General features: G+C 67.3%; 24 protein-coding genes and 1 pseudogene. 12 read left to right on the plus strand and 13 right to left on the minus strand.

Annotated features, from left to right (window positions below; translation table 11 throughout):
- Nucleotides 1-59 precede the first annotated feature (59 nt).
- Complete coding sequence (locus OG709_RS30420; RefSeq protein WP_250306575.1) at nucleotides 60-1,100, minus strand: substrate-binding domain-containing protein; 1,041 nt, start codon at nucleotides 1,098-1,100, stop codon at nucleotides 60-62.
- Nucleotides 1,101-1,515: 415 nt separating this feature from the next.
- Complete coding sequence (locus tag OG709_RS30425; RefSeq protein ID WP_250306576.1) at nucleotides 1,516-2,886, minus strand: DEAD/DEAH box helicase; 1,371 nt, start codon at nucleotides 2,884-2,886, stop codon at nucleotides 1,516-1,518.
- 256 nt (nucleotides 2,887-3,142) lie between these two features.
- Between OG709_RS30425 and OG709_RS30430 the strand changes: the two genes are divergently transcribed.
- A complete protein-coding gene (locus OG709_RS30430; RefSeq protein WP_326693724.1) occupies nucleotides 3,143-5,503 on the plus strand; it encodes a GH92 family glycosyl hydrolase in 2,361 nt (786 codons plus the stop codon).
- Between the two features lie 120 nt (nucleotides 5,504-5,623).
- On the opposite strand, the gene OG709_RS30435 is transcribed toward OG709_RS30430, so the two are convergent.
- Both OG709_RS30435 and OG709_RS30440 read right to left on the minus strand, forming a co-directional pair.
- Entirely contained in the window at nucleotides 5,624-6,118 is a 495-nt protein-coding gene (locus tag OG709_RS30435; RefSeq protein WP_329168422.1) for a Dabb family protein, read from the minus strand.
- A complete protein-coding gene (locus OG709_RS30440) occupies nucleotides 6,115-6,747 on the minus strand; it encodes a TetR/AcrR family transcriptional regulator (RefSeq protein WP_329168424.1) in 633 nt (210 codons plus the stop codon). Before OG709_RS30440 ends, OG709_RS30435 begins: the two co-directional genes overlap by 4 nt.
- Nucleotides 6,748-6,941: 194 nt before the next feature.
- Between OG709_RS30440 and OG709_RS30445 the strand changes: the two genes are divergently transcribed.
- Genes OG709_RS30445 through OG709_RS30455 form a run of 3 tightly spaced genes read left to right on the plus strand, consistent with a single transcriptional unit; the run spans nucleotide 6,942 to nucleotide 8,247 of the window.
- Complete coding sequence (locus tag OG709_RS30445) at nucleotides 6,942-7,388, plus strand: SRPBCC domain-containing protein (RefSeq protein WP_266646055.1); 447 nt, start codon at nucleotides 6,942-6,944, stop codon at nucleotides 7,386-7,388.
- Complete coding sequence (locus OG709_RS30450; RefSeq protein WP_250306581.1) at nucleotides 7,385-7,753, plus strand: ArsR/SmtB family transcription factor; 369 nt, start codon at nucleotides 7,385-7,387, stop codon at nucleotides 7,751-7,753. The genes OG709_RS30445 and OG709_RS30450 overlap by 4 nt, the downstream gene beginning before the upstream one ends.
- Before the next feature lie 11 nt (nucleotides 7,754-7,764).
- The gene (locus OG709_RS30455; protein WP_266646053.1) at nucleotides 7,765-8,247 is read left to right on the plus strand and encodes a hypothetical protein; all 483 of its coding nucleotides are present in this window, start codon (nucleotides 7,765-7,767) and stop codon (nucleotides 8,245-8,247) included.
- Between the two features lie 409 nt (nucleotides 8,248-8,656).
- On the opposite strand, the gene OG709_RS30460 is transcribed toward OG709_RS30455, so the two are convergent.
- Complete coding sequence (locus tag OG709_RS30460) at nucleotides 8,657-10,882, minus strand: NEW3 domain-containing protein (protein ID WP_266646052.1); 2,226 nt, start codon at nucleotides 10,880-10,882, stop codon at nucleotides 8,657-8,659.
- 25 nt (nucleotides 10,883-10,907) lie between these two features.
- On the minus strand, nucleotides 10,908-11,351 hold the full coding sequence (locus OG709_RS30465) for an SRPBCC family protein (protein WP_329169235.1): 444 nt from the start codon (nucleotides 11,349-11,351) through the stop codon (nucleotides 10,908-10,910).
- Between the two features lie 144 nt (nucleotides 11,352-11,495).
- Between OG709_RS30465 and OG709_RS30470 the strand changes: the two genes are divergently transcribed.
- Nucleotides 11,496-12,449, plus strand: coding sequence for an IS481 family transposase (locus OG709_RS30470; RefSeq protein ID WP_329168428.1), 954 nt, complete (start codon nucleotides 11,496-11,498; stop codon nucleotides 12,447-12,449).
- On the opposite strand, the gene OG709_RS30475 is transcribed toward OG709_RS30470, so the two are convergent.
- The gene (locus tag OG709_RS30475) at nucleotides 12,446-13,150 is read right to left on the minus strand and encodes a Rieske 2Fe-2S domain-containing protein (protein WP_329169236.1); all 705 of its coding nucleotides are present in this window, start codon (nucleotides 13,148-13,150) and stop codon (nucleotides 12,446-12,448) included. The two genes, OG709_RS30470 and OG709_RS30475, sit on opposite strands and share 4 nt — an antisense overlap.
- A 117-nt stretch (nucleotides 13,151-13,267) precedes the next feature.
- Nucleotides 13,268-13,852, minus strand: a complete 585-nt coding sequence (locus tag OG709_RS30480) for a TetR/AcrR family transcriptional regulator (RefSeq protein ID WP_329168430.1) — start codon at nucleotides 13,850-13,852, stop codon at nucleotides 13,268-13,270.
- A gap of 105 nt (nucleotides 13,853-13,957) precedes the next feature.
- Here OG709_RS30480 and OG709_RS30485 point away from each other — a divergent pair, with 105 nt between their 5' ends.
- Both OG709_RS30485 and OG709_RS30490 read left to right on the plus strand, forming a co-directional pair.
- Nucleotides 13,958-15,022 (plus strand): alpha/beta fold hydrolase, encoded by a 1,065-nt coding sequence (locus tag OG709_RS30485; RefSeq protein WP_329168432.1) that lies wholly within the window; start codon nucleotides 13,958-13,960, stop codon nucleotides 15,020-15,022.
- Nucleotides 15,019-15,330 (plus strand): hypothetical protein, encoded by a 312-nt coding sequence (locus OG709_RS30490; protein ID WP_326693720.1) that lies wholly within the window; start codon nucleotides 15,019-15,021, stop codon nucleotides 15,328-15,330. The genes OG709_RS30485 and OG709_RS30490 overlap by 4 nt, the downstream gene beginning before the upstream one ends.
- Here OG709_RS30490 and OG709_RS30495 read toward each other — a convergent pair.
- Complete coding sequence (locus OG709_RS30495) at nucleotides 15,305-16,285, minus strand: aldo/keto reductase (RefSeq protein WP_329168433.1); 981 nt, start codon at nucleotides 16,283-16,285, stop codon at nucleotides 15,305-15,307. The two genes, OG709_RS30490 and OG709_RS30495, sit on opposite strands and share 26 nt — an antisense overlap.
- A 173-nt stretch (nucleotides 16,286-16,458) precedes the next feature.
- On the opposite strand from OG709_RS30495, the gene OG709_RS30500 reads away from it, so the two are divergent.
- Nucleotides 16,459-17,325 (plus strand): helix-turn-helix transcriptional regulator, encoded by an 867-nt coding sequence (locus OG709_RS30500; RefSeq protein ID WP_266646044.1) that lies wholly within the window; start codon nucleotides 16,459-16,461, stop codon nucleotides 17,323-17,325.
- Nucleotides 17,326-17,669: 344 nt separating this feature from the next.
- Here OG709_RS30500 and OG709_RS30505 read toward each other — a convergent pair whose 3' ends face one another.
- Nucleotides 17,670-18,551, minus strand: coding sequence for a hypothetical protein (locus OG709_RS30505; RefSeq protein ID WP_329168435.1), 882 nt, complete (start codon nucleotides 18,549-18,551; stop codon nucleotides 17,670-17,672).
- A gap of 843 nt (nucleotides 18,552-19,394) precedes the next feature.
- Between OG709_RS30505 and OG709_RS30510 the strand changes: the two genes are divergently transcribed.
- The 4 genes and pseudogenes from OG709_RS30510 (at nucleotide 19,395) to OG709_RS30525 (ending at nucleotide 22,893) form a co-directional block, all read left to right on the plus strand.
- Nucleotides 19,395-20,528 carry an alpha/beta hydrolase gene (locus OG709_RS30510; protein ID WP_250306589.1) on the plus strand — a complete coding sequence of 378 codons (1,134 nt, stop codon included), beginning with the start codon at nucleotides 19,395-19,397 and terminating at the stop codon, nucleotides 20,526-20,528.
- An 84-nt stretch (nucleotides 20,529-20,612) separates the two neighbouring features.
- A complete protein-coding gene (locus tag OG709_RS30515) occupies nucleotides 20,613-20,882 on the plus strand; it encodes a transposase domain-containing protein (RefSeq protein WP_405687671.1) in 270 nt (89 codons plus the stop codon).
- Nucleotides 20,883-20,892: 10 nt separating this feature from the next.
- Nucleotides 20,893-22,397 (plus strand): annotated as a pseudogene (locus OG709_RS30520) (ISL3 family transposase).
- A gap of 262 nt (nucleotides 22,398-22,659) precedes the next feature.
- A complete protein-coding gene (locus OG709_RS30525; protein ID WP_405687673.1) occupies nucleotides 22,660-22,893 on the plus strand; it encodes a hypothetical protein in 234 nt (77 codons plus the stop codon).
- 73 nt (nucleotides 22,894-22,966) lie between these two features.
- Here the strand turns inward: OG709_RS30525 and OG709_RS30530 are convergent, their stop codons facing one another.
- The 3 genes from OG709_RS30530 to OG709_RS30540 all read right to left on the minus strand — a co-directional run bounded on the left by OG709_RS30530 (nucleotide 22,967) and on the right by OG709_RS30540 (nucleotide 24,090).
- Nucleotides 22,967-23,311, minus strand: coding sequence for a hypothetical protein (locus tag OG709_RS30530; RefSeq protein WP_329168439.1), 345 nt, complete (start codon nucleotides 23,309-23,311; stop codon nucleotides 22,967-22,969).
- A 39-nt stretch (nucleotides 23,312-23,350) separates the two neighbouring features.
- Nucleotides 23,351-23,833: a hypothetical protein gene (locus OG709_RS30535; RefSeq protein WP_329168440.1), complete on the minus strand. Its 483-nt coding sequence runs from the start codon at nucleotides 23,831-23,833 to the stop codon at nucleotides 23,351-23,353.
- Nucleotides 23,834-23,907: 74 nt separating this feature from the next.
- Nucleotides 23,908-24,090 carry a hypothetical protein gene (locus OG709_RS30540; protein ID WP_329168442.1) on the minus strand — a complete coding sequence of 61 codons (183 nt, stop codon included), beginning with the start codon at nucleotides 24,088-24,090 and terminating at the stop codon, nucleotides 23,908-23,910.
- Nucleotides 24,091-24,111: the final 21 nt, after the last annotated feature.

Here is a 24,111-nt window from a genome sequence, read left to right on the forward strand (position 1 = left end):
AGCGGGGCGGTGCCGCCGGTCCGGCGGTGTCGCGGGGGCAGCCGCAGGCCCCGGGCGGGTCAGCTGCAGGTGAGGCCGGAACTCTTCCAAGTGGCCTGGTCGACCATCGTGGTGGGGGCGAAGGCTTCCTGCGGGAATGCCTTGCCGTTCTTGAGCTTGTCGTACATGGTCTGGACGGCCAGGGCGCCTACGTCCTTGCCGTTGATGAAGAGAGCAGCCTTCATGCCGGAGGGCTTGTCGGACTGCCATTCCTTGCAGGCCAGGTAGGCGCCCAGGCCGACGCCGATGACATGGCCGGGGCTGATGCCTGCGTTCTGCAGCGCGGTGACCCCGCCCATGGTGTTCTCGTCGTTGCAGCCCCAGACGACCCAGTTCTTGACACCGGAGTTGGCGGTGATCGTGGCGGCGATCTTGTCCTGGGCTCCGGTGGGGGTGTTGTCGGTCGGCACGTCGATGGTCTTCACGCCCGGAACTGCGGCGTCGAAGGCCTTCTTGGCCGCGTCGACCCGGTCACCGCACACGGTGACGTCCTGCTTCGACGCCGAGACGACACGCGTGTCGGCGGCCTTCCAGCCTGCCTTCTTGTACTCCGTGGCGGCGCGCTTTCCGACCTCCGTGCCCATCTGGGCGCCGCTGAAGCCGATTCGGGGCACCAGGTCGTCCTTGCCGCAGGCTGCGGGATCGGGGCCGGTGGTGCAGATCTGGTCGTCGGACGTCAGCAGCGCGACCTTGCCGTCCCTGGCGGTCTGGACGACCTGGGGGCCCACGGCAGGGTCCGGGACGACGATGATGAGGCCACTGGTCTTCTGGGCGACGGCGGACTGGACTTCGCTGACTGTCTTGTTGGCGTCGTTGCCCAGGTTGACGACCTTCAGGCTGACGCCGAGCTCCTTGGCCTTCGCCTTGGCACCGGCCGCCTCGCCGACGAAGTACTCCTGGTCGCCCTGTTTCTGCAGGTAGGTGAGGGAGATCTTGCCGTCGACCTTGGCGACCGATTCGTCGTGGGCGGCCTCCTTGCCCGAGGAGCACGCCGTGCTCAGACCGAGGGTGAGCAGCAGGCCGGTGGCAACGGCCACGGGCCGGCGGGATGAACGGAACATCTGACGCTCCTTCGAGCGGACATCGGCCACCGGCGCGTCGCGCTACGGGGCCGTGCGGTGAGGTTCGGTGTGGCGGTCACAGGTCGTTCCGACGGGATCCGTCGACTTCACGGCGCCCTGAAATCAACCAAAATCAAGCGGAGTTGAGCAGCCTGTCCTTCCGGTTCCGGCTGGGCTCCGGGCGGTCTGTCGTAGCCCCTCGCGCTATTGTCATTTGATAGCATCATTGAACTCAATGGCAAGGCAAGACCCCGTACGGTCACAGCTCGATCTCAAGCAGCCCGCGCTTCTGCTGCGGAACAGGCGGAACAGGCGGAACAGGCGGACGGCGGTGCGCTGCGTTCAGCGAGGGTGTCTTCTGCGGACCGGGAGGACGCTCAGGGCCATGCCGGTGCTTACGGTAAGTCCGTCCGGGTCAGCGGCCCTTGCGTACCCGGGCCGCCGCGCGCGCTTCCGCCGTCTTGCGGGCGTCGGCGGTTCTACGGGTCTCCTTGGCGCGGCCCGGACGCGTGCCCATGCCACGGAAGGGGGCGTTGCCGCTGCCCTTCCCTTCGATCGGCGGGCGCTTCGCCCCGGTGATGGCGGTCAGCTTCTCCTCGCCGGAACGCACCTGGGTGACGGTCGGCCGGATCCGGGCGTCGGCCATGATCTGGTTCACGTCCCGCCGCTGGTTCGGGGTGACCAGCGTGACCACGTTCCCGGATTCCCCGGCGCGGGCCGTACGCCCGCCACGGTGCAGGTAGTCCTTCGCGTCGGCAGGCGGGTCGACGTTGACGACGAGGTCGAGCGCCTCGATGTGAATGCCTCGCGCCGCGACATTGGTGGCCACCAGCACGGTGATCTCGCCGTCCTTGAACTGCGCGAGCGTGTGTGTGCGCTGGGGCTGCGACTTCCCGCTGTGCAGGGCGCCGGCCCGTACGCCGCTGGCCCGCAGGTGCCGGGTGAACTGGTCCACGCCGGCCTTGGTGTCCAGGAACATCAGGACCCGGCCGTCCCGCGCGGCGATCTCGGTCGCGGTCGCATACTTGTCGGCAGGGTGGACGTTCAGCACATGGTGTTCCATCGTGGCGACCGAGCCCGCCACCCGGTCGAGCGAAGTGACTACCGGCTCGTGCAGATAGTTCTGCACCAACTGGTCGACATTGCGGTCGAGCGTGGCCGAGAACAGCAGCCGCTGTCCGTCGGGGCGGACCTGGTCCAGGATTTCCGAGACCTGCGGCAGGAACCCCAGGTCGCACATCTGGTCCGCCTCGTCCAGCACGGTGATCCGCACCTGCTGCAGGTCGCAGGAGCGGCGCGATACGAGGTCGGCGAGCCGCCCCGGCGTCGCGACGACCACTTCGGCGCCGGCCCGCAGCAGCGCAGCCTGCCGGTTGATCGCCAGCCCGCCCACCACCGTCGCCAGCCGCAGGTTCAGTGCCTGCGCGTAGGGCGCCAGTGCGTCGCTCACCTGCTGCGCGAGCTCCCGGGTCGGCACCAGGACCAGTGCGAGCGGGCGCTTCGACTCCGCTCGCATGCCTGCCGTCCGCGCCAGCGTCGCAAGCCCGAAGGCAAGCGTCTTGCCGGATCCGGTCCGGGCGCGGCCGAGGACATCACGGCCGGCCAGCGCGTTGGGCAGGGTCGCCGCCTGGATCGGGAAGGGCTCTGTCACGCCGAGGCCGGTCATCGTCGCCGTCAGCTCCGGCGGCAGCCCGAGTGCGTCGAAGGACTCGACCGGCGGCAGGCTACGGGCAGCCCCCTGCGGCGTGGTGAGTTCGCCCTTCGGGGCCGGCGGCTTCGCGTTCATGGGGGAACCTTCCTCGGTCTGGTGCCCGGAACGCGCCGGGGCCCGTACCCCACGGTACGGGCCCCAGCGGTTTCGAAGCGTGCCCCCAGTTTATCAGCGGGGCCCTGCACCTTCCGGCCCCGTCGGCACGCCCGCCGTCGTCCACGGTCGCTTCCAGGCCGGGGCAAATCGACTCTTGCGGTCAACTGGATTGACGGGGCAGTGCCCAGGAGCAAAGATCGCGGGGATTGACAACGTTGTCACAGGAAGGATCGCGATGAGAGCATGGACACGCGGGTTCGCCGCCTTGTTGCTCGCCATGGCCGTGGCCGCGGCATCCGCCACCCCCGGCGTCGCAGATGCCAAGGAGCGGGCACCGAAGTTCGCCGGTGACCCCACCACGTTGGTCGACACCTCGATCGGCAACAACGGCGACGGGACGACGTTCCCGGGCGCCACCGTCCCCTTCGGCATGGTGCAGCTGAGCCCGGACACGCAGCTCAACCAGTACGCCTCCTACGACTACAAGCAGGACACGATCCTCGGCTTCAGCCATACGCACCTCTCGGGCGTCGGCTGTCAGACGATGGGCAACTTCCGCTTCATGCCGACCACCGGTGCGGTCACGTCGTCCGACCCGGCGCAGTACGGTGCGAAGTTCAGCCATGACAACGAAACCCGCGCGCCGGGTTACTACGGAGTGAAGTTCGACAACGGCATCCAGGCCGAGCTCTCCGCGACGCAGCGAACCGGCCAGCACCGCTACACGTACCCCGCCGGATCAGGCCCCGAGAACGTGCTCATCGAGACCGGCGAGAGCAACGGCAGCACCTATGCCGGTGACGTCCACGTCGTCGGCAACGACACCGTCGAAGGCTGGCTCCAGGGCGGCAACTTCTGCGGTGAGACCGGGAAGGAGCGCTACCGGATCTATTTCAGTGCCAAGTTCGACCGGAAGTTCTCAAGCTTCGGCACCTGGACCGACGGCACCATCACCCCGAACCAGCGCGACGCATCGCGCGGCACCAAGCGGGCCGGCGCCTATGCGACTTTCGACCCGGCCAAGGGCAAGCAGGTCGGCACCTCGGTGGGCCTGTCCTACACGTCGATCGGCGGCGCGCGCCTCAACCGCAGGGCTGAGCAGCCGAAGTCGTTCGACAGGGCCCGCACCGCCGCGCACCGCACCTGGCAGGAGGAGCTGAACCGGATGCGCGTGGCCGGTGGCAGCACCGCCGACCAGCGCACGTACTACAGCGCGCTCTACCACTCGCTGCTGCACCCGTCGATCGGGTCCGACGTGGACAACCGCTACCGCGGCTTCGACGACCAAGTGCACCGCGCAGATTCCACGTACTACCAGATGTTCTCGCTCTGGGACACCTACCGCTCGCAGAACCAGCTGGTGGACCTGCTGAACCCGGACAAGGCCACAGACATGGCCAAGTCGGTGCTGCACATCTATCAGGACGGCGGCTGGCTGCCGCGCTGGGCGCTCGGCAACAGCGAGACCAACGTGATGAGCGGCGACCCCGTCACCCCGTGGATCGTCGACATCTACAACCGCGGCCTGCTCGACAAGCGCACCGCGAGCCAGCTCTTCGACGCGCTGTGGAAGAACGTCAACGAGGTCCCCGCGGACCAGTCGATCTTCCGCGGCCGTGACGGTAACCCCACGTACGTCAAGAACGGCTGGGTCGGCTACCAGAACCTGCCCGGGTACAAGTACGGCGACAGCCGCCAGTCGGGCTCGGCCACACTGGAGTACTCGCTCGCCGACTGCGCGCTGTCCACGATGGCCGGCGGCCTCGGCTACAAGGACAAGGCCGCGACGCTCGCCTCGCGCTGCGACAACTTCACCAAGCTGTGGGACCCCACCGTCACGTCGCAGGGTTTCTCCGGGTTCCCGGTTGCCAGGAACGCGGACGGCTCCGTGGCCGGCGACCCCGATCCCGCCCAGGCCGGCGCGTTCCACGAGGGCACCGCGTGGCAGTACGAATGGCTCGCGCAGCAGGACCCGCAGACGCTCTTCGGGCTCATGGGCGGCCCCTCACAGGCCGAGCAGCGGCTCGACAAGTTCTTCGACATGCCGACCGTGCTCACCGACCCGGCGAAGGCGGCTTCGGACTCGTGGGTGACCGGCGCGTACGACTACCACAACAACTTCGCGTTCAACCCCAACAACGAGCCCGACTTCCACGCACCGTGGATGTACACGTGGACGGGCGCACCGTGGAAGACCTCCGCCGTGCTGCGCGCGATGCGGACGCTCTTCACCGACAACGTGTACGGAATGCCCGGCAATGACGACCTCGGCGCCACCTCCTCGCTGCTCGTCTTCGCCATGGCCGGCATCTTCGAGGCCCAGCCCGGCTCCGCCACCTACGTGATCACCGCGCCCATGTTCGAGAAGGTCGAGATCCGGCCTGAACACGGACGCGCGATCAGCATCGACGCCCCGGGTGCCAACGCGTCGAAGCTCCAGTACGTGTCCTCCGTGGACACCGGCAAGGGGAAGGTGCGCCAGAGCTGGCTGTCCCACAAGGACCTGCTCCGTTCCGGCACGATCACGATCAACCTCTCCGACAAGCCGACGAGTTGGGGAACCAACGCCGCTCCGCCGGCCATGGCCCGGCCCTGAGGCTCCGGGGTGCGGTCCCTCCCGCGAGGGGCCGCACCCCGTTCGACGCGCCGTCAACGACGGGTGGAGCGGCTCAGCGACTTCGACCCGCGACGAGGCGCCGCGGTGCGGGCGGGACTTTCAGGACACGCCCCACCGCCGTCCGCTGTGTCCGTCGGAGCCGTGGACGGTTTCGGTCTCCCCGCGGGCGTGTGCGCTGCCGGGGTTGGTGGAGGTCGGCGCGCTGCTGCCGGTGTAGGAGGGGAGGTCGGCCACCAGCTTGGTGAGGGCCGGGTCGCCCGCGTAGCGTCGCGCGTGCAGGTCGGCGATCTTCTGGGCGATGTCGGGGTCGTCGCTGTCGGTGGTGTCGTAGGAGACGAAGGACTCCAGCAGCGGCAGGCCGATCCGGTCGGTGTGGGCGTGTGAGGGCGCCATCAGGTACTCCCCGTACCCGTCGAGGTCCTCTATGAGGAAGACGGCGCCGTACTCGAACTCGCCGCCGATGTCTCTGCCGACGACGTACCGTGCGACCGCGTCGATCGACTCGCCCTGGTTGCGCAGGCTTGCGAGGGCCTCCTCGCGCTGGTGGGCGGTGGCAGTGGTCTTGAAGGTGAAGCGGTTGTGGTGATAGATCATTTCTCTCCCTCGGCGGTCTGCGGGCGGCCTTCGGGGTTCGTGGCCGAGGCTGACCAGTGGTCGAGCAGCGCCGTCACCGCTTGGCCGGCCAGGCGCAGGGCGCGGTCGAAGCCGATGTCCTCGATCGACCCGATGCTCGCGAGGCCGTGCAGCGTGCCCCACAGCAGGTCGCAGGCGTCCTCGATGCTGGGGGGCTCGGCTGCGGTCTCGGCCGCCCACGCGCCGATGAGCTGCCTGGTGAAGGTGATCACGTCGGCGGCGGCGGCGCGGCGGGTGGAGGCGTCGACGTCCGTGCCGGGTGCGCCCGAGATGAGTTGGTACAGGCTGGGTCGGGACCGGGCGAACTCCAGGTATGCGGTCGCCGCCAAGTGCGGGCCCCGTGATGCCGGTTCGCCGGCCACCGCGGCCCGCATCCGCTCCGCCAACTCGCCGTTGGCCTGCCCCAGCAGCGTGTGCAGTACGGCCTCTTTGCTCGGGAAGTGCTGGTAGATCACCGGCGTGCTGTAGCCGATCTCGGCGGCGATCCGCCGGATGGTCACCGCTCGCCAGCCCTCGGCCTCGGCCATCCGGCCCGCTGTCTCCAGGATCTCGGCGAACGTCCGCCGACGTACTGCTTCCCGCTTCCCCACCACGAACTCCTAACGGCGTCAGGATATCTAACGTCGTTAGTATTTCTGCGCGTTCCCGAACCCGTCAAGCCGGCCCGGCTCAGGTGGAACCGGTTGAAGCGACGCCCGACCGAGGCGCAACCCTCGGGTTGCACCTTGGAGGTCGATGTGCAACTCTTGGGTTGCATCCGATGGTGACGATGAAGGAGTCCCTCATGGGCGAGGACCGGATCGAACGCGAAACCCTGATTGCGGCACCCTTGGAGCTGGTTTGGTCGCTGGTGGCCCAACCCGGGTTCTGGGTGGCCGACAAAGCGAGCCTGCCCGGCACCGTGGCCAAGGAGGGCGAGTCGATGGTGGCGAGGAACGCCGAGCACGGCGACTTCCCGGTGCGTGTGGAGAAGGTCGAGCCGCCGATGTACCTGGCATACCGCTGGACCAGCGCGTTCCCCGGAGAAGAACTGCGCGAGAACAACAGCACCCTCGTGGAGTTCACACTGACCCAGGAAGGCTCCCAGACGAGGCTCCGCGTCGTCGAGAGCGGGTTCGCGGCGCTGGCCGGGTCCGAGGAGCTGCGCAGTCAGAACCTGAAGGACCACAGTGAAGGCTGGCCCCTGGAGCTCGACGCGCTCAAGACACGCGCCGAACAGCCCGCCACGTGACGGAAGAACCTCCCGGCGCCGCCGAGGTCGTCGACAGCGTCCTCGGTGCGCTGGCCGACCCGACGCGACGTCAGCTGCTTGATCTGCTGGCCGCACAGGGTGAGGCCACTGCCACGACGCTCGCCGAACGGCTTCCCGTCTCGCGCCAGGCGGTGGTCAAGCACCTCGCCGTCCTGGACGCCGCCGGGCTGGTTTCCGGCGGCCGGGTCGGACGCGAGGTGCGGTACGCGGTGCGGCCCGCGGGGCTGGACACGACGGCACGGTGGATGGCCTCGCTCGCGGCCCACTGGGACCGGCGGTTGGCGAACATCAAACGCGTCGCTGAGGCAGCGGAGCAGGATTCGAGTTCGACACGCCCCGACTGAAGGGAAGCACTATGGACACGACAGTACTTCGCAGTGCCTACGACAGGTTGCTCGATGCGGCGGCCATCCCCGACCTCGGCGACGCGGACGATGGAGGATGGAACGCCGACCAGATATTGGCTCATCTCCTCAGCGTCGACGCCTCGATCGCAGCGGTTGCTCTGGGCGTTGTCGCCGGCTCGCGGCCCACCTTCGACAACCGGATCTCCCTCGACAGCTGGAATCTTGACCGGATCATCGGCGAGCGTTCAGGCCGGGCAGATCTGATTGATCATGTCCGGAGCCAGGCCACCGTCCTGTGCGACATCGCCGATCAGCTCAACGAGGAAGCCGCCTCGGTTCTGGTGCCGTCGCTCCTCCTGTCCAACGACGCACTCGTGCTGGACCAGCCGGTTCCGTTGGCAAGCCTCATCGATGGCCTCGCCGAAGACCACGTGCCTGTGCATACGCAACAGCTCCTCGATCTTCGCGTCGCCGTCCCTGGACACGCCTGAAGGCGGCGAACGACGCCGACCACGCTCGCCGCTCAAACTTCGATGAGACGAACCCACCTGTCACCAGGATTCGGTGAGAACGGCCCTTCGTCGAGACGGCACAGCCGCTCAGTATGCGACGCAGTGAGAATCCGACAGCACGAACGAGAACGAGTGAGAATCTGACAGCTTCAATGCGACAGGACAACTCCCGGGACAGCACTCTCCACGAACATGACCGGCTCAAACGTCAAGGAGAAAGCTCGATCCGGGAACCGCCCCATCGGAGCGGCTGAGACCATCCATCCCAGGCGCTATCTGATCACCCGGACAGGACTGACCCCTTGGGATCAGTCATCTGGAACTCAAGCCGCCCGAGGGCCTCGTCCTGTCGCTGAGGACCTGCTCCGGTCGGAGCAGGTCCGGTCCGCTACTGTGCCGTGATCGCGAAGATGTGCAGGGCATCCTCGTCAGGGAGAGTCACCGTGCGGATCGTCTTGCCCGCATCGAGCGGTACGGAGTTCCCGAACAGCTTGTAACCGCCGCCGAAGTTGGCGGGTCCCTGCGGTGTGTTGCGGTGATCGGTCGTGGCGACCGTCGTGGCTCCGTACTCGGTGCCCGCCGTGCAGCACCAGTTGGGCAGCCCGAGATCACCACTGCTGGTGGTGCCGTCGGTGTACGTGACAGTCACCTTGCCCTCCGCGGCACCTGCCTCGGCGCCCAGGAACCACAGCTTCGACCCGCTGCCCGCCATGGTGATCACCTGACCCGCTGCGGTCACGTTGTCCGGTGCGCCGGGTGCTGCCTTCGGGAACGTCCAGCTGACGCCGTCCTTGGTGACCGTGCCTCCCGGTGTCACACCCGCGGTGGCCAGTGCCTGGGCGGAGTAGCTGTCACCGCCGCCGTCGAAATTGCCCAGCGTGTAGTTGCCGTCCGCCGGCGGGGCGTCCTCACTGGTGACACCGACATTGTTGAAAGCGTCCGCCAGAGCGGGATAGGGCACGACCGACACGACGGAACCCTGTCCTGTCGTGCGGGACTCGCCGGCGGATCCTGCGCGGTACCGGGCAGTTGCGCTCAGCGTGACGGTCGTCGTCCCGGGCTTCATCTCCGGGCCCTTCACCGTGAAGCTCGCTCCGGCCGAGCCACCGGGAGCGATGCGGCCGAGCCGTGCCTTCGACGGGCTGACCGACCACCCCTGCGGCACGTCGACTTCGAGCGTGGCCGAGGAGAGTCCACCGGGCCCGTGGTCGGCCAGGCCGACCTGCCAGGTCGAGGACGTCCCGTCACCTCCCGTCCGCTTCCAGGTGACCGCGGTGGCCGGCGGCACCTTGTGCGCCTGCCCGGCGTGTATGCGGTACAGGACGGTGCCATGAGCGGGGACATTCGCCGCGATGGTGCCCGTGGACTGTGTTGTCCGCTTCGACCAGAGGTCCTTCAGCAGATAGGAGGAGCCCTTCGGGAGCCCGGCCTCGGCCGCCGTGGTCGTGATGGTCTGTGCCTGGTCCGAGGAGTTGAAGAGTGCCACGGCCCTGTCCCCGCCGCTGAGCTTCTTCGACAGCACGTCATAGCCGTCGCCCTGCTGGACGATGCGGCCCTGCAGACCTGTCGGATCCTGGTCGACCGCGATGACGTCACGGTTGCCGAGAACGGACAGGGCGTCAGGGGACGCCTTGGCCAGATCGGTACTGGAGATCAGCGGCGCGGCCATCACCGACCACAGTGACATCTGGCTGCGGATCTCGTCGCCGGTCAGCCGGGACTGACCGGCGAGCAGGAAGTCGGGGTCGTTCCAGCGGCCGGGGCTCTGCAGGTCGGCGAGGGGTACGTTGTAGCCGTAGTTGTACTTGATCGACGACCACTTGGAACTCGCCGAGGCCGACTCCATCGCTACGTCGGCGCCCTCCCGCCACAGATTGCCCACCTGGGCCGACCAGCCGATGACGTCGTGCCAGTCCTTCTCGCCCTCGAAGTACGCGGGGGCAGAGACGGAGAAGGTGATGGGCCTGCCGGTGCGCAGGAGAGCCTTGCTCATATCGCCGTAGAGCGAGTGGTAGACCTCGTCGAGTGTCTGGCTGTCGCTCTCGGGCACGTTGCAGCCGTCGAGCTTCAGATAGTCGACGCGCCATCGGGCGAAGAGGTCGGCGTCCTGCTGGATGTGGCCGTACGAGCCGGGATATCCACCGCAGGTCGCGGTGCCGGCGTCCTCGTAGATGCCGAACTTCAGCCCCATCGCGTGCAGTTGTTCACCGATGTAGGCCATTCCGTGCGGGAAGCGGTCGGGGTCGGGGACCAGGTCGCCGTCGGTGTTTCTGCTGTGTGTCATCCAGCAGTCGTCGGTGGTGACCGTGTCGTAGCCCTTGGCGGCGAGACCGGAGGAGACCAGGGCCCGGGCGTTGGACAGGACGGTGGCCTCGTCGATGTCGCAGCCGTAGTAGGACCAGTTGTTCCAGCCCATGGGCGGGGTGGGGGCAAGATTCGGGTAGGAGCTCTCCGAAGCACCGGGGCTTCCCGCACTCTGCGCGGGAACCGACGTGTCCACCGCCGCAGCAGCGGACGGGCCGGCGAGCCCGCCGAGGGCGAGTGCGGTGGCCGTCGCCAGGGCGTACAGGCTCCGTCGCAGGGATGCAGGGATCGGGGTCGTTCTCGCGGACAAGGCGTCTCCCGTCATCGAGCGCGCCTCAGTGACGGCGCGATGGCCAACACCGTGCCCCTGTAGGTTCATTTGTGCAAGATGCCATCGAGTTTCTTGCATGAAAAGTCAACTTGGCAGTCCAGGGCCGGAGCGCGATCAGGAAGGGCGCATCGGATCCCGCGTGACCGCACAGCACTTGCTGGATCTCGGTCCAGTTCTCGCCGTCGTCGGTCTCGAACGATCCCGCCGGGCTGAACATCCGCTGGGTCATCTTCCGCATCTCGGCCTTGACCTGGTCGGGTGCGTTCTTGGGCAGATAGCTCCAGGCCCATACCTCGATCTGGCCGGGGCCGCGCGGGTGCCACACCCGCATCGTGGAGAGGCCGACGGCGAGCCACGAGAAGTTCGGGAAGATCGTGTTGTGGTTGTCCACCTTCGCCACCCGTTCCGGCCCGAGCCGTTCCCGGTGCTCTTCCTCCTTGGACTTCAGCCACGCGTAGGTGGCGTCCGAGAGCTAGGTGTTCTATCCATGGAGGTTGGTGACGGATCCCACGGCATGGGGATCTTGAACGAGTGAGGGCCTTCCGGGTTCGGTGTGGATTGCGACATCTACACGAACGACCAGAAGGCCCTCATGCCCCACCGTAATGCACCCCTGACCGAGACCGGACGTCTGCGTCTGGCCCGCTGCGTCGTCCAGGACGGCTGGCCCCTGCGGCGGGCCGCCGAGCGCTTCCAGGTCTCGCCCACGACGGCTCAGCGGTGGGCGGCCCGCTACCGCGCACTGGGTGAGGCCGGGATGGCCGACCGCTCCTCCCGGCCCCACCGCAGCCCGCGCCGGACACCGACCCGCACCGAGCGGCGGATCATCAAGGTCCGGGTTCTGCGCCGCTGGGGACCGGCCCGCATCGCCTACCTGCTCGGGTTGAACCCGGCGACCGTGCACCGCGTCCTGACCCGCTACAAACTGGCCCGACTGGCCCACCTGGACCGAGTGACCGGCAGGGTGATCCGGCGCTACGAGCACGCCGCCCCCGGCGACCTGGTCCACGTCGACATCAAGAAGCTCGGCAACATCCCCGACGGCGGCGGCCACAAGGCCCTCGGCCGGCAAGCAGGCCGCAAGAACCGGGCGAAGGCCGGCATGAGCTTTCTGCACAACGCCGTCGACGACCACTCCCGACTCGCCTACAGCGAGATCCTCACCGATGAGAAGAAGGAAACCGCCGTCGGATTCTGGCAGCGTGCCCACGCCTACTTCACCGCAGCCGGGATCACCGTCCAGCGGGTCCTGACCGACAACGGCGCCTGCTACAAGTCGCACCTATGGCGCAACTCCCTTGCAGAACAAGGATTTTCACATAAGCGCACCCGCCCCTACCGGCCCCAGACGAACGGAAAGGTCGAGCGGTTCAACCGGACCCTGCTGGACGAGTGGGCCTACGCGAAGACCTACCGAACCGAGACCGAACGACGCGACGCCTACCCGCGATGGCTCCACACCTACAATCACCACCGCGGACACACCGCACTCAAGGGCCAGCCACCCGCCAGCCGCGTCCCCAACCTCACGGGTCAGTACAGCTAGGGCGCCTTGATGACGGATTCCGGTTGGAAGAAGCCCCCGGACCCGTGTCCGTTCTCGCTGAACTGACGTCCCTGGACGCCCGGTTGGGTGTTGCTGCCGGAGATGTTGGGATCGTCGGTGAGCGCCATCATGGCGGCGGCGTGCGAGACGGGCGCGTGGTACATGTCGCTGGCGAACTGCTCGGCGGCGAACTTCCAGTTGCAGTCGATGACCCACTTGGTGGTTCCGGGCGCCAGCTCCAGGCCGCCGTCGAAGCGGTCGACGACCGCGTTGAAGGAGAAGGCCATGTCGCCGAGGTAGTCCTCGAACTCCAGGGTCTCCTGCGACCAAATGCCGAAGTGGAAGCCCCGGTAGTTCGCGATCCGCGGGACCTTCAGAGCGGCCCCCTGGCTCTTGTCGATCTCATTGCGGTGCGCCGTCTCCTCCAGCGGCACGTTGATCAGGGCGCCCGCCAGGTCGTAGGCCCACCCGTGGCAGGTGCAGGTGAACGTCTTGCTGGTGTCGGCGTCCGTACGGCAGATCCTCATGCCCCGGTGCCGGCACTGGTTGAGGAATGCCTTTACCGACCCGTCCCGCTGCCGGACCGGGACCGGGTCCTCGGCCAGGTAGGTCTGGATGAAGCTGCCCGGCTTCGGCCGCTGGGACTCGTGCGCGAGGAACAGCCAGGTCCGCTCCTGGTGGAGGCGCTGCGACTCTGCCAGTCAGAGGACTGCGCCTGCGGGCCGGACAGACGAACGGTTCCGTTCGGAGGGGTGGAACAGTTCGATGCCGTGGCCGGCCGGAGTGGCGACGGATTCGTCCAACGGGGCATTCCCGAGTCAGCGGATGAGGCCGTCCAGGAGCACGTCGACAAGCCGACCGGCGAGGTGAGCGTCCAGGGGCCGGCGAGTGAGCAGAACGCGGAAGTGCAGGGGTGCGATGAGGACTTCGAGTGCCAGCGCGGGGTCGGTGTCCTTGGGGATCTCTCCGCGGGCGACGGCCCGGTCGATCATGATCCGGGCCAGGTCGAGCCTTTCCTGCCAGAACTGTTCACGGCTTTCGGCGAGTGGCTGGTCGTCGTCGGCGGTGGCCATGGAGCGGGCGAGGGCCTTGCCGAAGGGACTGTTCAGGTAGTCGCTCAGCGAGCCTGCGAACGCGATGAGGTCCTCGCGCAGGGTCCCGGTGTCGGGGATGGCGAGCTGGAGCTGGCTATAGGTCAGTAGGGCGTCGATGACGAGGTGTTCGCGGGTGCCCCACCGCCGGTAGACGGAGGTTTCGTGGACGCCGGCCTGTCGGGCGACCGCGGGGATGCTGACCGCGTCGGTGCCGTGCTCGGCCATGGCCTGCAGGGTCGCGTCCAGGACGGCCTGGCGGACCCGTGCGGATCGGCCGCCGGTCCTGCGGCGGACTTGTTCCTCGCTCATCCCGCCATCCTAACGCAGGAGTCTTGCGTTAATCCCGCTACCGGACGTACCGTCGATTTAACGCAGCGCCACTGCGTTAATGGTTCGTCGGAGGAGGAGGGCGTCATGTCGTACCAGTGGCCGCTGGAGGCGAAGGAACTGTTCACCGAGCGGTACTCGCAGATGGCCAATACCGGCCTGCCGGTGCCGGACGTGGACGCGGTGCGCGCCGCGATCTCCGACATGTGGGCGGACGAGCGGGGCGGGTGGGTGCATGAGTGGTCGGCGCTCGCGGCGCGGTACGCCGAGGCCGGATCCCATGACCTTTCCGCCCTCGCCTACGGATGGGCGCGCTTCCCGACGCCGGCCGACGAGGCCAAGCGGACCGCTCTGGCCCGCCAGACCGAGCAGTACCTGCTCGCGGCGCCCGGGTTCGGACTGTCCTTCCGGAGGGAGGTCCTGGACCTGCCGTACGGCGGCGGCCGCACGCAGGTGCCGGTGCACGTCTTCACCCCGCACACCGCCGCCGAGACGGGGCCGGTGCTGCTGGTCAGCGGCGGTGTCGACAGCTGGAAAATGGATGTGCACGGGCTGTTGGTGACGCTCTGCTCGCACGCCGGCCTGCCCGTGGTCGCCTTCGACATCCCCGGTACCGGCGACTCGCAGGTACCGATGAGCCCGGATGGCGCGGAGATCGTCCGGGGCCTGATCGGCCACGCCCGCACCCTGGGCAACGGCATCGTCGTGCACGTGGGCATCTCGATGGGAGGCTACTACTCCGCCCGCTCCGGGCTGGCCGGCGAGGCGGACGCGGCCGTCGTGCTGGGCGGACCGGTCGAGGCTGCGTTCGCCGGCGGACGCATCGCCCGGTTCGGGATGGACGGCATCGTCGGCAACGCCCTGGGCTTCGACCGGAAGCCGAGCAGCGACGCCCTGTACGCGGCGCTGGCGGCGTTCTCCCTGCGGCCGCTGCTCGACGGGGACGGCCAAGCGCCGATGCTCGTCGTCAACGGCGCCGACGACGTCCACGTCCCGCAGGACGACACCCTGGTGTTCGAAGGGCGCCGCGACACCGACGTCCACCTGCTGCCGGACACCGGGCACTGCGCGGTCACAAAGCTCCCCGAAGTCCTGCAGATCATCTCCGAGTGGCTTCCTCGTACTTTGGCTGCCCTCCAGGCAACGAGGTGAGCGGCGCCGAGATCCTCGACGCCTGCATCGCCGAGTACAGCCGGTGGGGGCAGTGGGGTCCCGGCGACCGGCTGGGGGCGATGAACCTGGTGGGCTCCGAACAGGTCCGCGCTGCCGCCGCGCTGGTTCAGGACGGCACCGTCATCTCCCTGACCCTGGCCTACGACCAGGCAGGGTCCCGACCGGGAGGGATCCGTTCCAACCCGCAATTGGTGACGACCGCCACCGGCACGGACCACGTGCCCGAAGTCCAGGACCAACTCCTGGGCAGCATCGGCCCGGTCAGAAGAACGTGGGCTCCCGCGTGATGTAGGGCTCTTCGAGGCAGCCGATCTCCTCGGCGGTGAGTTCGAGGTCGAGCGCGGCGACGGCGTCGGCAAGGTGGTGCGGCTTGGTCGATCCCACGATCGGAGCGGAGACCACCGGGTTCTTCAACACCCAGGCCATGGCGACTTGTGCCATCGGCACGTCGCGGGCCAGGGCGATGCGCTGCACGGCCCCGACGATGGCACGGTCGCTGTCGAGGAAGATCGGGCGGTCCTGCTGGTCGACGGTCCGGTTGAGCTCCGCGCGCTGCGTGGAGCGTTCGCCCCACGGCCTGGTGACCAGCCCGCCGCCCAGAGGACTCCACGGGATGCTTCCCACGCCCTGGTCGGCGAGAAGACCGAACATCTCGCGTTCTTCCTCGCGGTGGATCAGGCTGTACTGGTCCTGCATGGAGACGAACCGAGTCCACCCGTTCGCCTGCGCGGCATGCTGCATCTTGGAGAACTGCCAGGCCCACATCGACGAAGCACCGATATAGCGGGCCTTGCCCGCCTTGACCACATCGTGCAGCGCCTCCATCGTCTCCTCGACCGGCGTCTGCGGGTCAAAGCGGTGGATCTGGTACAGGTCGACGAAGTCGGTGTCCAGACGCCGCAGCGAGGCGTCGATCTGCTCCATGACGGCTTTCCGCGACAGCCCCGACCCGCCTGGGCCCTCATGCATCGGCGCCCACAACTTGGTGGCCAGCACGACGTCCTCGCGCTGGGTGTACTTCCGCACCGCCCGCCCGACGATCTCCTCAGAGGTACCCAGGCTGTAGATGTTCGCGGTGTCCCAGAACGTGATGCCCAGCTCGACCGCCTGGCGAAAAACCGGCTCGGCCGCACTCTCGTCGAGCGCCCACGACGTCCTCTTGTCGGGATCGCCGAAGCTCATGCAACCCAGCGCGATCCGACTGATCTTGAGCCCCGACGTTCCCAGTTGTGTGTACTCCATGACGTGCTCCTCCGCGGTGGCGTGGTCATTTCTCTGCGCTCCCGAGGGCGGCCGCCTTCACCTCCCACCGTGGCACGAACCGCCGCCTATGGCCTCCCGCCAGGGGGTTCCCGCTGTTACAGGTACTCCCAGACCTCCTCAGCTCACCTGGAAACGGTCATACCGTGGGAGCCATGGACGCCCGCACCGAGTTCCGCGACTTCCTCACCTCCCGCCGCGCCAGAATCACCCCCGAACAAGCCGGCCTGCCCGCCAACGGCGGAAACCGTCGGGTGACCGGTCTGCGCCGCGAGGAGGTCGCGCTACTGGCAGGCGTCAGCGCCGACTACTACATCAAGCTCGAACGCGGCAACGCGCGCGGCGTCTCCGACAGCGTCCTGGAAGCCCTCTCCCGCGCCCTGCACCTGGACGAGGCCGAACGCGCCCACCTGTTCGACCTGGCCGCCGCCGCCAACTCCGGCACGCAGACACCCACGCGTACCCCCAAGCTCCGCGTACGCCCCCGCATCCAGCGCATCCTGGACGCCATGTCCACCACCCCGGCCTACGTGCGCAACCGCCGCCTGGACATCCTGGCCACCAACCAGCTAGGCAGAGCCCTCCTCACCCCGATCCTTGCGACTCCGCACCGGCCGTCCAATGTGGCCCGCTTCATGTTCCTGGACCCCAAAGCCGCCGACTACTACCTCGACTGGGAACGCATGGCCGCCGGCACTGTGGCGATCCTGCGCGCCGAAGCCGGACGCGACCCCCACGACAAGGCACTGATCGACCTTGTCGGAGAACTCGCCACCCGAAGCGACCTGTTCCGCACCCGCTGGGCCGCCCACAACGTCCTCCGGCACCACGGCGGCGTCAAACAGATCAGCCACCCCGTCGTCGGCGAACTCACCCTCGGCTACGAGGCCCTGGACGTCGCCGCCGACAGCGGACTGACCATCATGGCCTACAGCGCCGAACCCGACACCCCCACGTCGGACGCCCTGAACTTGCTGGCCAGTTGGGCCGTGACCAGCGACCAGAGTGGACTCTCCATCTAGGGCCTTTCGTTTGGATCAGGCCGGATCAGGGAGCGGGGCCTGGTGCGTGGTTCGTTGTTCCATGACAGAGCCCGTGCTTGCCGCCCGCGCGTTCCCCGACACGGCGCTGGGATTCCGCGATCTGCTGAAGTAAGCCGGCCAGGACCCCGCTCATAGGGGCTGTCGTGACAGATGAGAGGGTCGGGCGAGTGAGCGAGACACCGAAGAACCTCGGCGCGTCGACCGTGTTGGTGAGATGCGTGTGAGAGGTGACGCACCCTCGCGTGAGACGTGACGAACCCCCGCCGGCCTCTGCTGGCGGGGGTTCTCAGTGTGATTGGCCCCGGGTTCGGCCGCGGGGGGGATCAGTGTTCGGGCACCGGCAGGAGACTCGCAGGCAGGCGTTGGTAGAGGTTTCGCCGGGCCGCGTAGTCGTTGCGGTCTGCCGTGTAGTGCGCCAGTCGCCTGCCCAGGCGTCGAGAGAAGCGAACCTGGATTTCTCCAGGGCTGCCGGTCGGGCTGCATGCGTAGAGCCTGCATGCGTAGCCAGCGTCGGCAGGTTGGTGACAGGTGCAGTCGAAATCTGTTACGACTAGGGGAATTCCGCACTCCGGATCTGTCAGTAGGTTTTGAAATCCCCCGTGGTGCATCGGGGCCTCGGCGACTGGCTCATGGATATATTCGATGATCCATTCCCGGCCGCCGTCTCTGGATGGGTTCGTCCAGGCCGTCGTGCTGAGTGGAACACCAATCGTCCTTAGCAAGGGTGCGCGGCGAAGAATCCCGCTAGCCAGCCATGACGAAGCGATAATTCTGCGATGGTGCTGGGTGTACATGTCTTGTGCGGCAGGGTTGCGGGTAGAGCTCTCGCTGCTATGCCATCGGTCGGGCGTCTGCTGGTGACAGAGGAAGGTGTCAGTGGATTCAGTATCCCGGGTCACGGCATCAATGGCCGTCAACCATTGATCGGTGTCGACACCGGCCAGAGTTACGGAGCCCGCAAGGCCAATCCGGTATAGGCGGATCGATTTGTCCTGCACGGTGTAGCGAAGTCCGGGGATGCCGCGCAGTTCTCCTTCTTCGGAGAGCCGCGGTAGGCAGGCGCGGACCAGTTCGCTCGCCATGGACTCGCCGGGAACTTCCCGGTTGACGTCTTCGTCCTCGACGGTGAGGAGCAGACCGTCCCGGCACGAATCGGCAGAGCGGATTCCCCACGGGTTGCGCGTGTCGATCCCTGGCCAAGCCATGCGGTAGAGGAAGTAGCACTCCAGCTCGGCCTGATCCTCATCGGCAGGGGGAACGAGTGGGTCTGCTGCTGCGAGCCTCTTGACCCTGCTGAGAGATGTGCTCCAGGGCGTGAGCAACAGGCGCTGAGGGAACGCGACGGCCGGCGGGTGGATAGACCTGTAACGATCTGTAGCTTCTGGGCGCGGCGTTCGATACGAGTGCTCTTCACAGGGGGGCTTTCCGCCGCAGTTTCCTGTCCCGCCCCAGGGCACACGGCGTTTCTCCGCTGCGCACACGATGTATATGAAGCTGCGATGCCAGCCGAGTTGGCTTGTCAGGCAACGTCCGTCGGGGGAACGCCGCGCAATTGGGGCCCCGCTGTGCCCCTACGGTGGCACCTTAGCCGAAGGGCATCCTGTAGGCCCGCATTTGCGCGCCGGTTGGGTGGGTGCACGCCAACCCGATTCCGCGTGTCGGCAGGATTTACCGACGCGAGAGTGCACCTCGATAGGTCACTCAACGCCCCGATCCACGGTTACATCGCGCCGCGCGTGGTGGTACTGGGGAATTAAGCCTGGGGCGCTGCCAAGCTAAGAACTCGTAACACGATCTTGCTGAAGTGTGCGGGTGGGGCGTCGCCGGTGAGACGATTTGGCCGTTCTGAGGGTGTGGGTACTCGCCCCTGGACGATGAGCTCTGGGTGCTGATCGAACCGTTGCCCCCACCGTTGCGCCTCGCCTGCGGCTTGGACGGGCAGCTACCTCAAGTGCACCTTCGCAGCGAGCACTTCACCCTCCCGCATCCTCCCAACCGTGATACCACAGCAGGGGATTGTCAGGTCGACTGTCGAACGGGGTGATGTGGTGGCTGTGGGCTATCTGGTGAGCGTGGTGTTGGCCGTACTCATCGTGGTGTTCTGTCTGGCTCGCATACGCGGGCCGAAACCGCTCTTCTACTTCAGCTACCGGCTCGGACTGGTCTTCAATGAGATCCCGCACGTCGCTCTCTACGCACTGGTGGCCTCGACGGCACTGGCCTTCTCCGAGGGAGACATCACCACGACCTCCGACCGGGTGAACGTCGGGGTGGCAGGGGCCGCGGCTGCCGGGCTCGTGGTGGTCACCCTGCGCGGAATGCGGGCGGCGTCCGTGGTACGTGTCGCCTTGGACGACGCGCTCGGTTCCCGTACGGGGACGCACCGTCGGCCGCCGCTGGCACGCATCCTGCTCAGGCCGGTCTTTCGCCGCCGCCGTGACGTCAAACGGGTGGGCAACCTCAGCTACGGGGACGGAGGCCGCCGCAACCTCCTCGACGTCTACCACCACCGCTCGCGCCCCGAGGGCGGCTCCGTGATGATCCACTTCCATGGTGGCCACTACGACCAGGGCCGGAAGAACACTCAGTCGCTGCCCCTGCTCTACCGGCTCGCCAGTCAGGGCTGGGTCTGCATCAGCGCCAATTACCGGCTGCGGCCCGACTTCCAGCACCCCGCCCATCTGATCGACGCGAAGAAGGTCATCGTCTGGGCTCGCGAACACGCAGTAGAGTACGGCGCGGCTTCCGCGGCGGCCGTGTTCGTGACGGGGAGCTCCGCGGGTGGGCACATGGCAGCGCAGGCCGCACTCACCCCCAATGAACCGGCCTACCAGCCCGGGTTCGAGGAGGCGGACACCTCTGTGACCGCCGCCGTCGCACTCAACGGCTTTCTTGCGGAGTATTTCGACGGAGACCCGGCGACCTCGCCGGTGAACCTCGTCCGGGCGGATGCGCCACCGTTCCTCATCGCGCACGGGGACTTGGACGAGATGGTGGACACCGAGAATCCCACGGCCCTTGTCACCGCTCTGCGCTCCGTTTCCACATCGCCAGTCGTGTACGTCGAACTGCCCGGCGCGCACCATGCGTTCGACCTCTTCCACTCTTTCCGGTTCGAGGCGCTCATCGACGGGATCGAGGACTTCGCTGCGTGGGTGACGGCCCGGAAAAACAGTGCCTAGCACCAATACCGCTGACTTTGGGGATGGTTGGTCGTTGGGTGTGGTGTGCCGAGGCCTGGACAGGTGAAGTCGTCGGGTGAGCGGTTGTCGGACCGTATCGCTCTGGGTGTGTTGACGCGGCTGTTCCCGCCTGAGTTGGTGGACGAGGTGGTCGTCGAGTGCGGTCGTGTAGAAGAGCGGTCGCGGTTGTTGCCTGCCCGGGTGGTGGTGTACTTCGTGCTCGCCATGTGTCTGTTCTCCGGGCAGGGGTATGAGGAGGTGGCCCAGCTGCTGACGCAGGGGCTGGAGCGGGTCTGTCAAACGAGCGGCTCTGTCTCACATTCGGTGGTGACTCTGTGTGGCGAGGGTCGTTGATATCGATGTGATGGATGTCAACCAGCTTGTGCAGATGGTCTTTTCGGGGATATCTCCGCTGGTCATTGAGGATGTGGTCGACGAGGGCGAGCGGGTCGTGGTGAGGGCGCGGACTCCGAAGGAGACCGCGCCCTGCCCGGTGTGTGGGGCGTCGTCGGGGCGCGTTCACGGTTATCACTGGCGGACAGTGGCCGACGTACCGGTCGACGGCCGACGAGTGGTGGTCTGCGTACGGGGGCGGCGTCTGGTCTGTCCCACACATGGCTGCCGTCACACCTTCCGTGAGCAGGTGCCCGGAGTGCTGGAGCGTTATCAGCGACGTACCACCCGTCTGACCGCGCAGGTCAAGGCGGTAGTCAAGGAGTTAGCGGGCCGGGCAGGGGCACGCGTGCTGGCGATACTCGCGGTAGGTCTGTCGCGCCACACGGCTCTGCGTGCCCTGTTGCGGATCCCGTTGCCCACGGGAGGGGTGCCCCGCGTGATCGGCGTCGACGATTTCGCTCTGCGCCGGCGGCACCGCTATGCCACCGTGGTGATCGACGCCGAGACCCATGAGCGGATCGACGTGCTGCCTGGCTGCGCGAGCATCCGGGCGTCGAGGTCGTGTGCCGTGACGGCTCGGCGACCTACGCCGAGGCCATCCGCCGCGCTCTGCCCGATGCAGTGCAGGTCGGCGACCGCTGGCATTTGTGGCACAACCTGTGCGAAGCCGCCTCGAGCGAGATCAAGGCGCACAGCACCTGCTGGGCCACCGTGCTGGAGGCGCCCCTGTATGAGGGGCCCCGTGCACGGACCACCCTGGAACGCTGGCACCAGATCCACGACCTCCTCGACCAGGGCGTGGGCCTCCTCGAATGCGGCCGCCGTCTGCAACTGGCCCTGAATACCGTCAAACGCTATGCCCGAGCCGACCGGCCCGAGCGGATGCTCCGCGTCCCGAAATACCGCGCCAGCCTCGTCGATCCCTACCGCGAGCACCTGCGCAAACGCCGGGCCGACGACCCCGCCGTCCCCGTCCAGCACCTCTTCGAAGAGATCAAGGCCCTTGGCTTCACGGGCTGCCTCAACCTCTTGCACAAGTACATCAACCAAGGCCGCGCGGACGCCGACCGCAGCCATATCTCCGCACGCAGACTCGCCCGGATGCTCCTCACCAGGCCCGACAACCTCAAGGCCGAGCACCACGATCTCCTGGCCCGGCTCACCGCCGCCTGCCCCGAATTGACCCAACCGGCAGCCCACATCGAGACCTTCGCCCCACTTCTGAAGCCTCAGCCAGAAGACGCCGACACACTCGACCAATGGGTCGCCCAGGTCCGCGCGGCCGATCTGCCGTATCTGCACGCCTTCACCCGCGGTCTCGAGCGAGACCGCGACGCTGTGATCGCCGCGTTCACACGCCCGTACAGCAACGGCCCGACCGAGGGCGTCAACACCAAGACCAAGCGGATTGCCCGCCAGATGCACGGACGAGCAGGCTTCACCCTCCTTCGCCACCGCACCCTCCTCGGATAACGCCACACTGAGTCACCACCGAATGTGAGACAGAGCCGAACGTTTTACAGTCCCGCTGCAGAAACGCCTGATGGCCGGACGCGCCGGCGTCTCGCTACTCCGCCACCGCGTCGTCCTGATTGCCCACCTCCGCCGCCACTACGCGGACCGGCCGACCGCCGCACCGAGATGATCTCCGGCTACGAAAATCTTGCCAGAGCCACGTTCACGTGTACGCCGACAACGCCGGACTGCCTTCGCCGCAGACGGACGGCTCCGGCCGATGTGGGACATCGGCAACCGCACCGCCGGCGGGGAGCGAGAGCTGAACATCGCCAGGTTGTGGGTGGAGTATGCGCAAGAGCTCGGCCCGGGAGAGACCGCCGACGTTCGGCTGGCTCCCCTGAGCCCCGAGCAGTGGAGGCACTTGAAGTGCGGCGATGTGATCACCATGCACGAAGCCCGACCTGTTGCCGGAACGGCCACCGTGATCGAGGTCCTGCCGCCGCGCGCCTGAGCCCATCACGTCGCCCCAGATGACCCGCCAGCGGCAGATAGCCGTCCGCCGCCAGGCTCAGGGCCAACCGAAATCAGTCGGCCTCCAGGGCGTCTGCCCGCCCCGTCAGGTCCGCTGCGATGTCATCCCAGTCCGGTCCGTGCAACCACAAGTTCTCGGCAGCCTCGCGCATCAGCGCTGGCTCATCAGGTCGCTGCAGGAGCACCAACCGATAGGAGAGGTTGCGCACCCAGACCGGGAGACGGCCGTCGACCACGTGCGGGCTGAGCTCACGGAGCATGGCGAGGATAGAATCCGCGTCAGCGAATGTCAGTTCCTCGACGAAGTAGTGCTCCCGGTGGTCGAGGCCGCACTCAGGCGTCGGTCGGTACTCGTCTCCGTAGAGACACCGGGCGTGCTCCGTCAGGGTGCTGTGCATGCCGTGGAGCCTATGACGCCTTGACCTGCCGGAACGAACCTAGTCATCGCTGAGGGCGAGCAGGATCACGAAGAACTCGGCAGCGGTTCCGGCAACGACGACGTCGATGCCGTGCCGGGTGACGGGCGTCCACGCGCGGCCGTTGCCTATGCCCTCCGTGTTCGTGACCCAGCTCGTGCCCCGCCCGAGCAGTTTCGCCACCCTCGTGGCTGCCCGCCTGGCGTGATCGGGATCCCGGAGAGAGTGGCGCGAGTAGACGAGATCGAAGGCCGACAAGTTGGTCATCAGCTCGATTGCTCCGGCCTCATCGACGGGCTCAAGCGCTGACTCGATCTCGCGGGCCGACGCGGGGCCGACCGCTCCCGCGACGGCCTGATGCGCCCAGTCGCCCTGGGCGACCGCAACGAGCTCGAAGACCTCCTTGGCGATGCCGGCGTCCGATATCCCGCCCCGCTTGGCGTGGACATGACTCGATGCGGCCAGTGAACTCAGCAACGGCGCGATTTCCTCCAAGATCTCCACCCAGGCATCCTGTCAGTCCCGCCACATGAGCGGCCCAGCATTTCGATGGCCGATGATCGGGAACTCGCCATCGCTCACTTTTCAGGCTCGGTGCTGCTGCGTCCGGCGTCATGGCGGAAGTCGGGCATGCCGAGGTGGACGGTGGACGGCTGGGCTGCACGTTCGCGCATGGCCTCCAGCTTCTGCGTGGCGGCGGCCATGGTGGTCTCGATGGCGGCGACCTCGCCGAGCCAGCCCTGGTCATTGGCCCGGAACATCAAGCAACTCCGCCGACGGGC

It is taken from the genome of Streptomyces sp. NBC_01267 (assembly GCF_036241575.1).
Lineage (GTDB): Bacteria > Actinomycetota > Actinomycetes > Streptomycetales > Streptomycetaceae > Streptomyces.

Bases quoted from the DNA above. Each gene is read 5' to 3' on its own strand.
- OG709_RS30420 (WP_250306575.1), bottom strand. From the start codon at position 1,100: ATGTTCCGTTCATCCCGCCGGCCCGTGGCCGTTGCCACCGGCCTGCTG.
- OG709_RS30425 (WP_250306576.1), bottom strand. From the start codon at position 2,886: ATGAACGCGAAGCCGCCGGCCCCGAAGGGCGAACTCACCACGCCGCAG.
- OG709_RS30430 (WP_326693724.1), top strand. From the start codon at position 3,143: ATGAGAGCATGGACACGCGGGTTCGCCGCCTTGTTGCTCGCCATGGCC.
- OG709_RS30435 (WP_329168422.1), bottom strand. From the start codon at position 6,118: ATGATCTATCACCACAACCGCTTCACCTTCAAGACCACTGCCACCGCC.
- OG709_RS30445 (WP_266646055.1), top strand. From the start codon at position 6,942: ATGGGCGAGGACCGGATCGAACGCGAAACCCTGATTGCGGCACCCTTG.
- OG709_RS30455 (WP_266646053.1), top strand. From the start codon at position 7,765: ATGGACACGACAGTACTTCGCAGTGCCTACGACAGGTTGCTCGATGCG.
- OG709_RS30470 (WP_329168428.1), top strand. From the start codon at position 11,496: ATGCCCCACCGTAATGCACCCCTGACCGAGACCGGACGTCTGCGTCTG.
- OG709_RS30480 (WP_329168430.1), bottom strand. From the start codon at position 13,852: ATGAGCGAGGAACAAGTCCGCCGCAGGACCGGCGGCCGATCCGCACGG.
- OG709_RS30485 (WP_329168432.1), top strand. From the start codon at position 13,958: ATGTCGTACCAGTGGCCGCTGGAGGCGAAGGAACTGTTCACCGAGCGG.
- OG709_RS30495 (WP_329168433.1), bottom strand. From the start codon at position 16,285: ATGGAGTACACACAACTGGGAACGTCGGGGCTCAAGATCAGTCGGATC.
- OG709_RS30500 (WP_266646044.1), top strand. From the start codon at position 16,459: ATGGACGCCCGCACCGAGTTCCGCGACTTCCTCACCTCCCGCCGCGCC.
- OG709_RS30505 (WP_329168435.1), bottom strand. From the start codon at position 18,551: ATGGCTTGGCCAGGGATCGACACGCGCAACCCGTGGGGAATCCGCTCT.
- OG709_RS30525 (WP_405687673.1), top strand. From the start codon at position 22,660: ATGTGGGACATCGGCAACCGCACCGCCGGCGGGGAGCGAGAGCTGAAC.
- OG709_RS30530 (WP_329168439.1), bottom strand. From the start codon at position 23,311: ATGCACAGCACCCTGACGGAGCACGCCCGGTGTCTCTACGGAGACGAG.
- OG709_RS30540 (WP_329168442.1), bottom strand. From the start codon at position 24,090: ATGTTCCGGGCCAATGACCAGGGCTGGCTCGGCGAGGTCGCCGCCATC.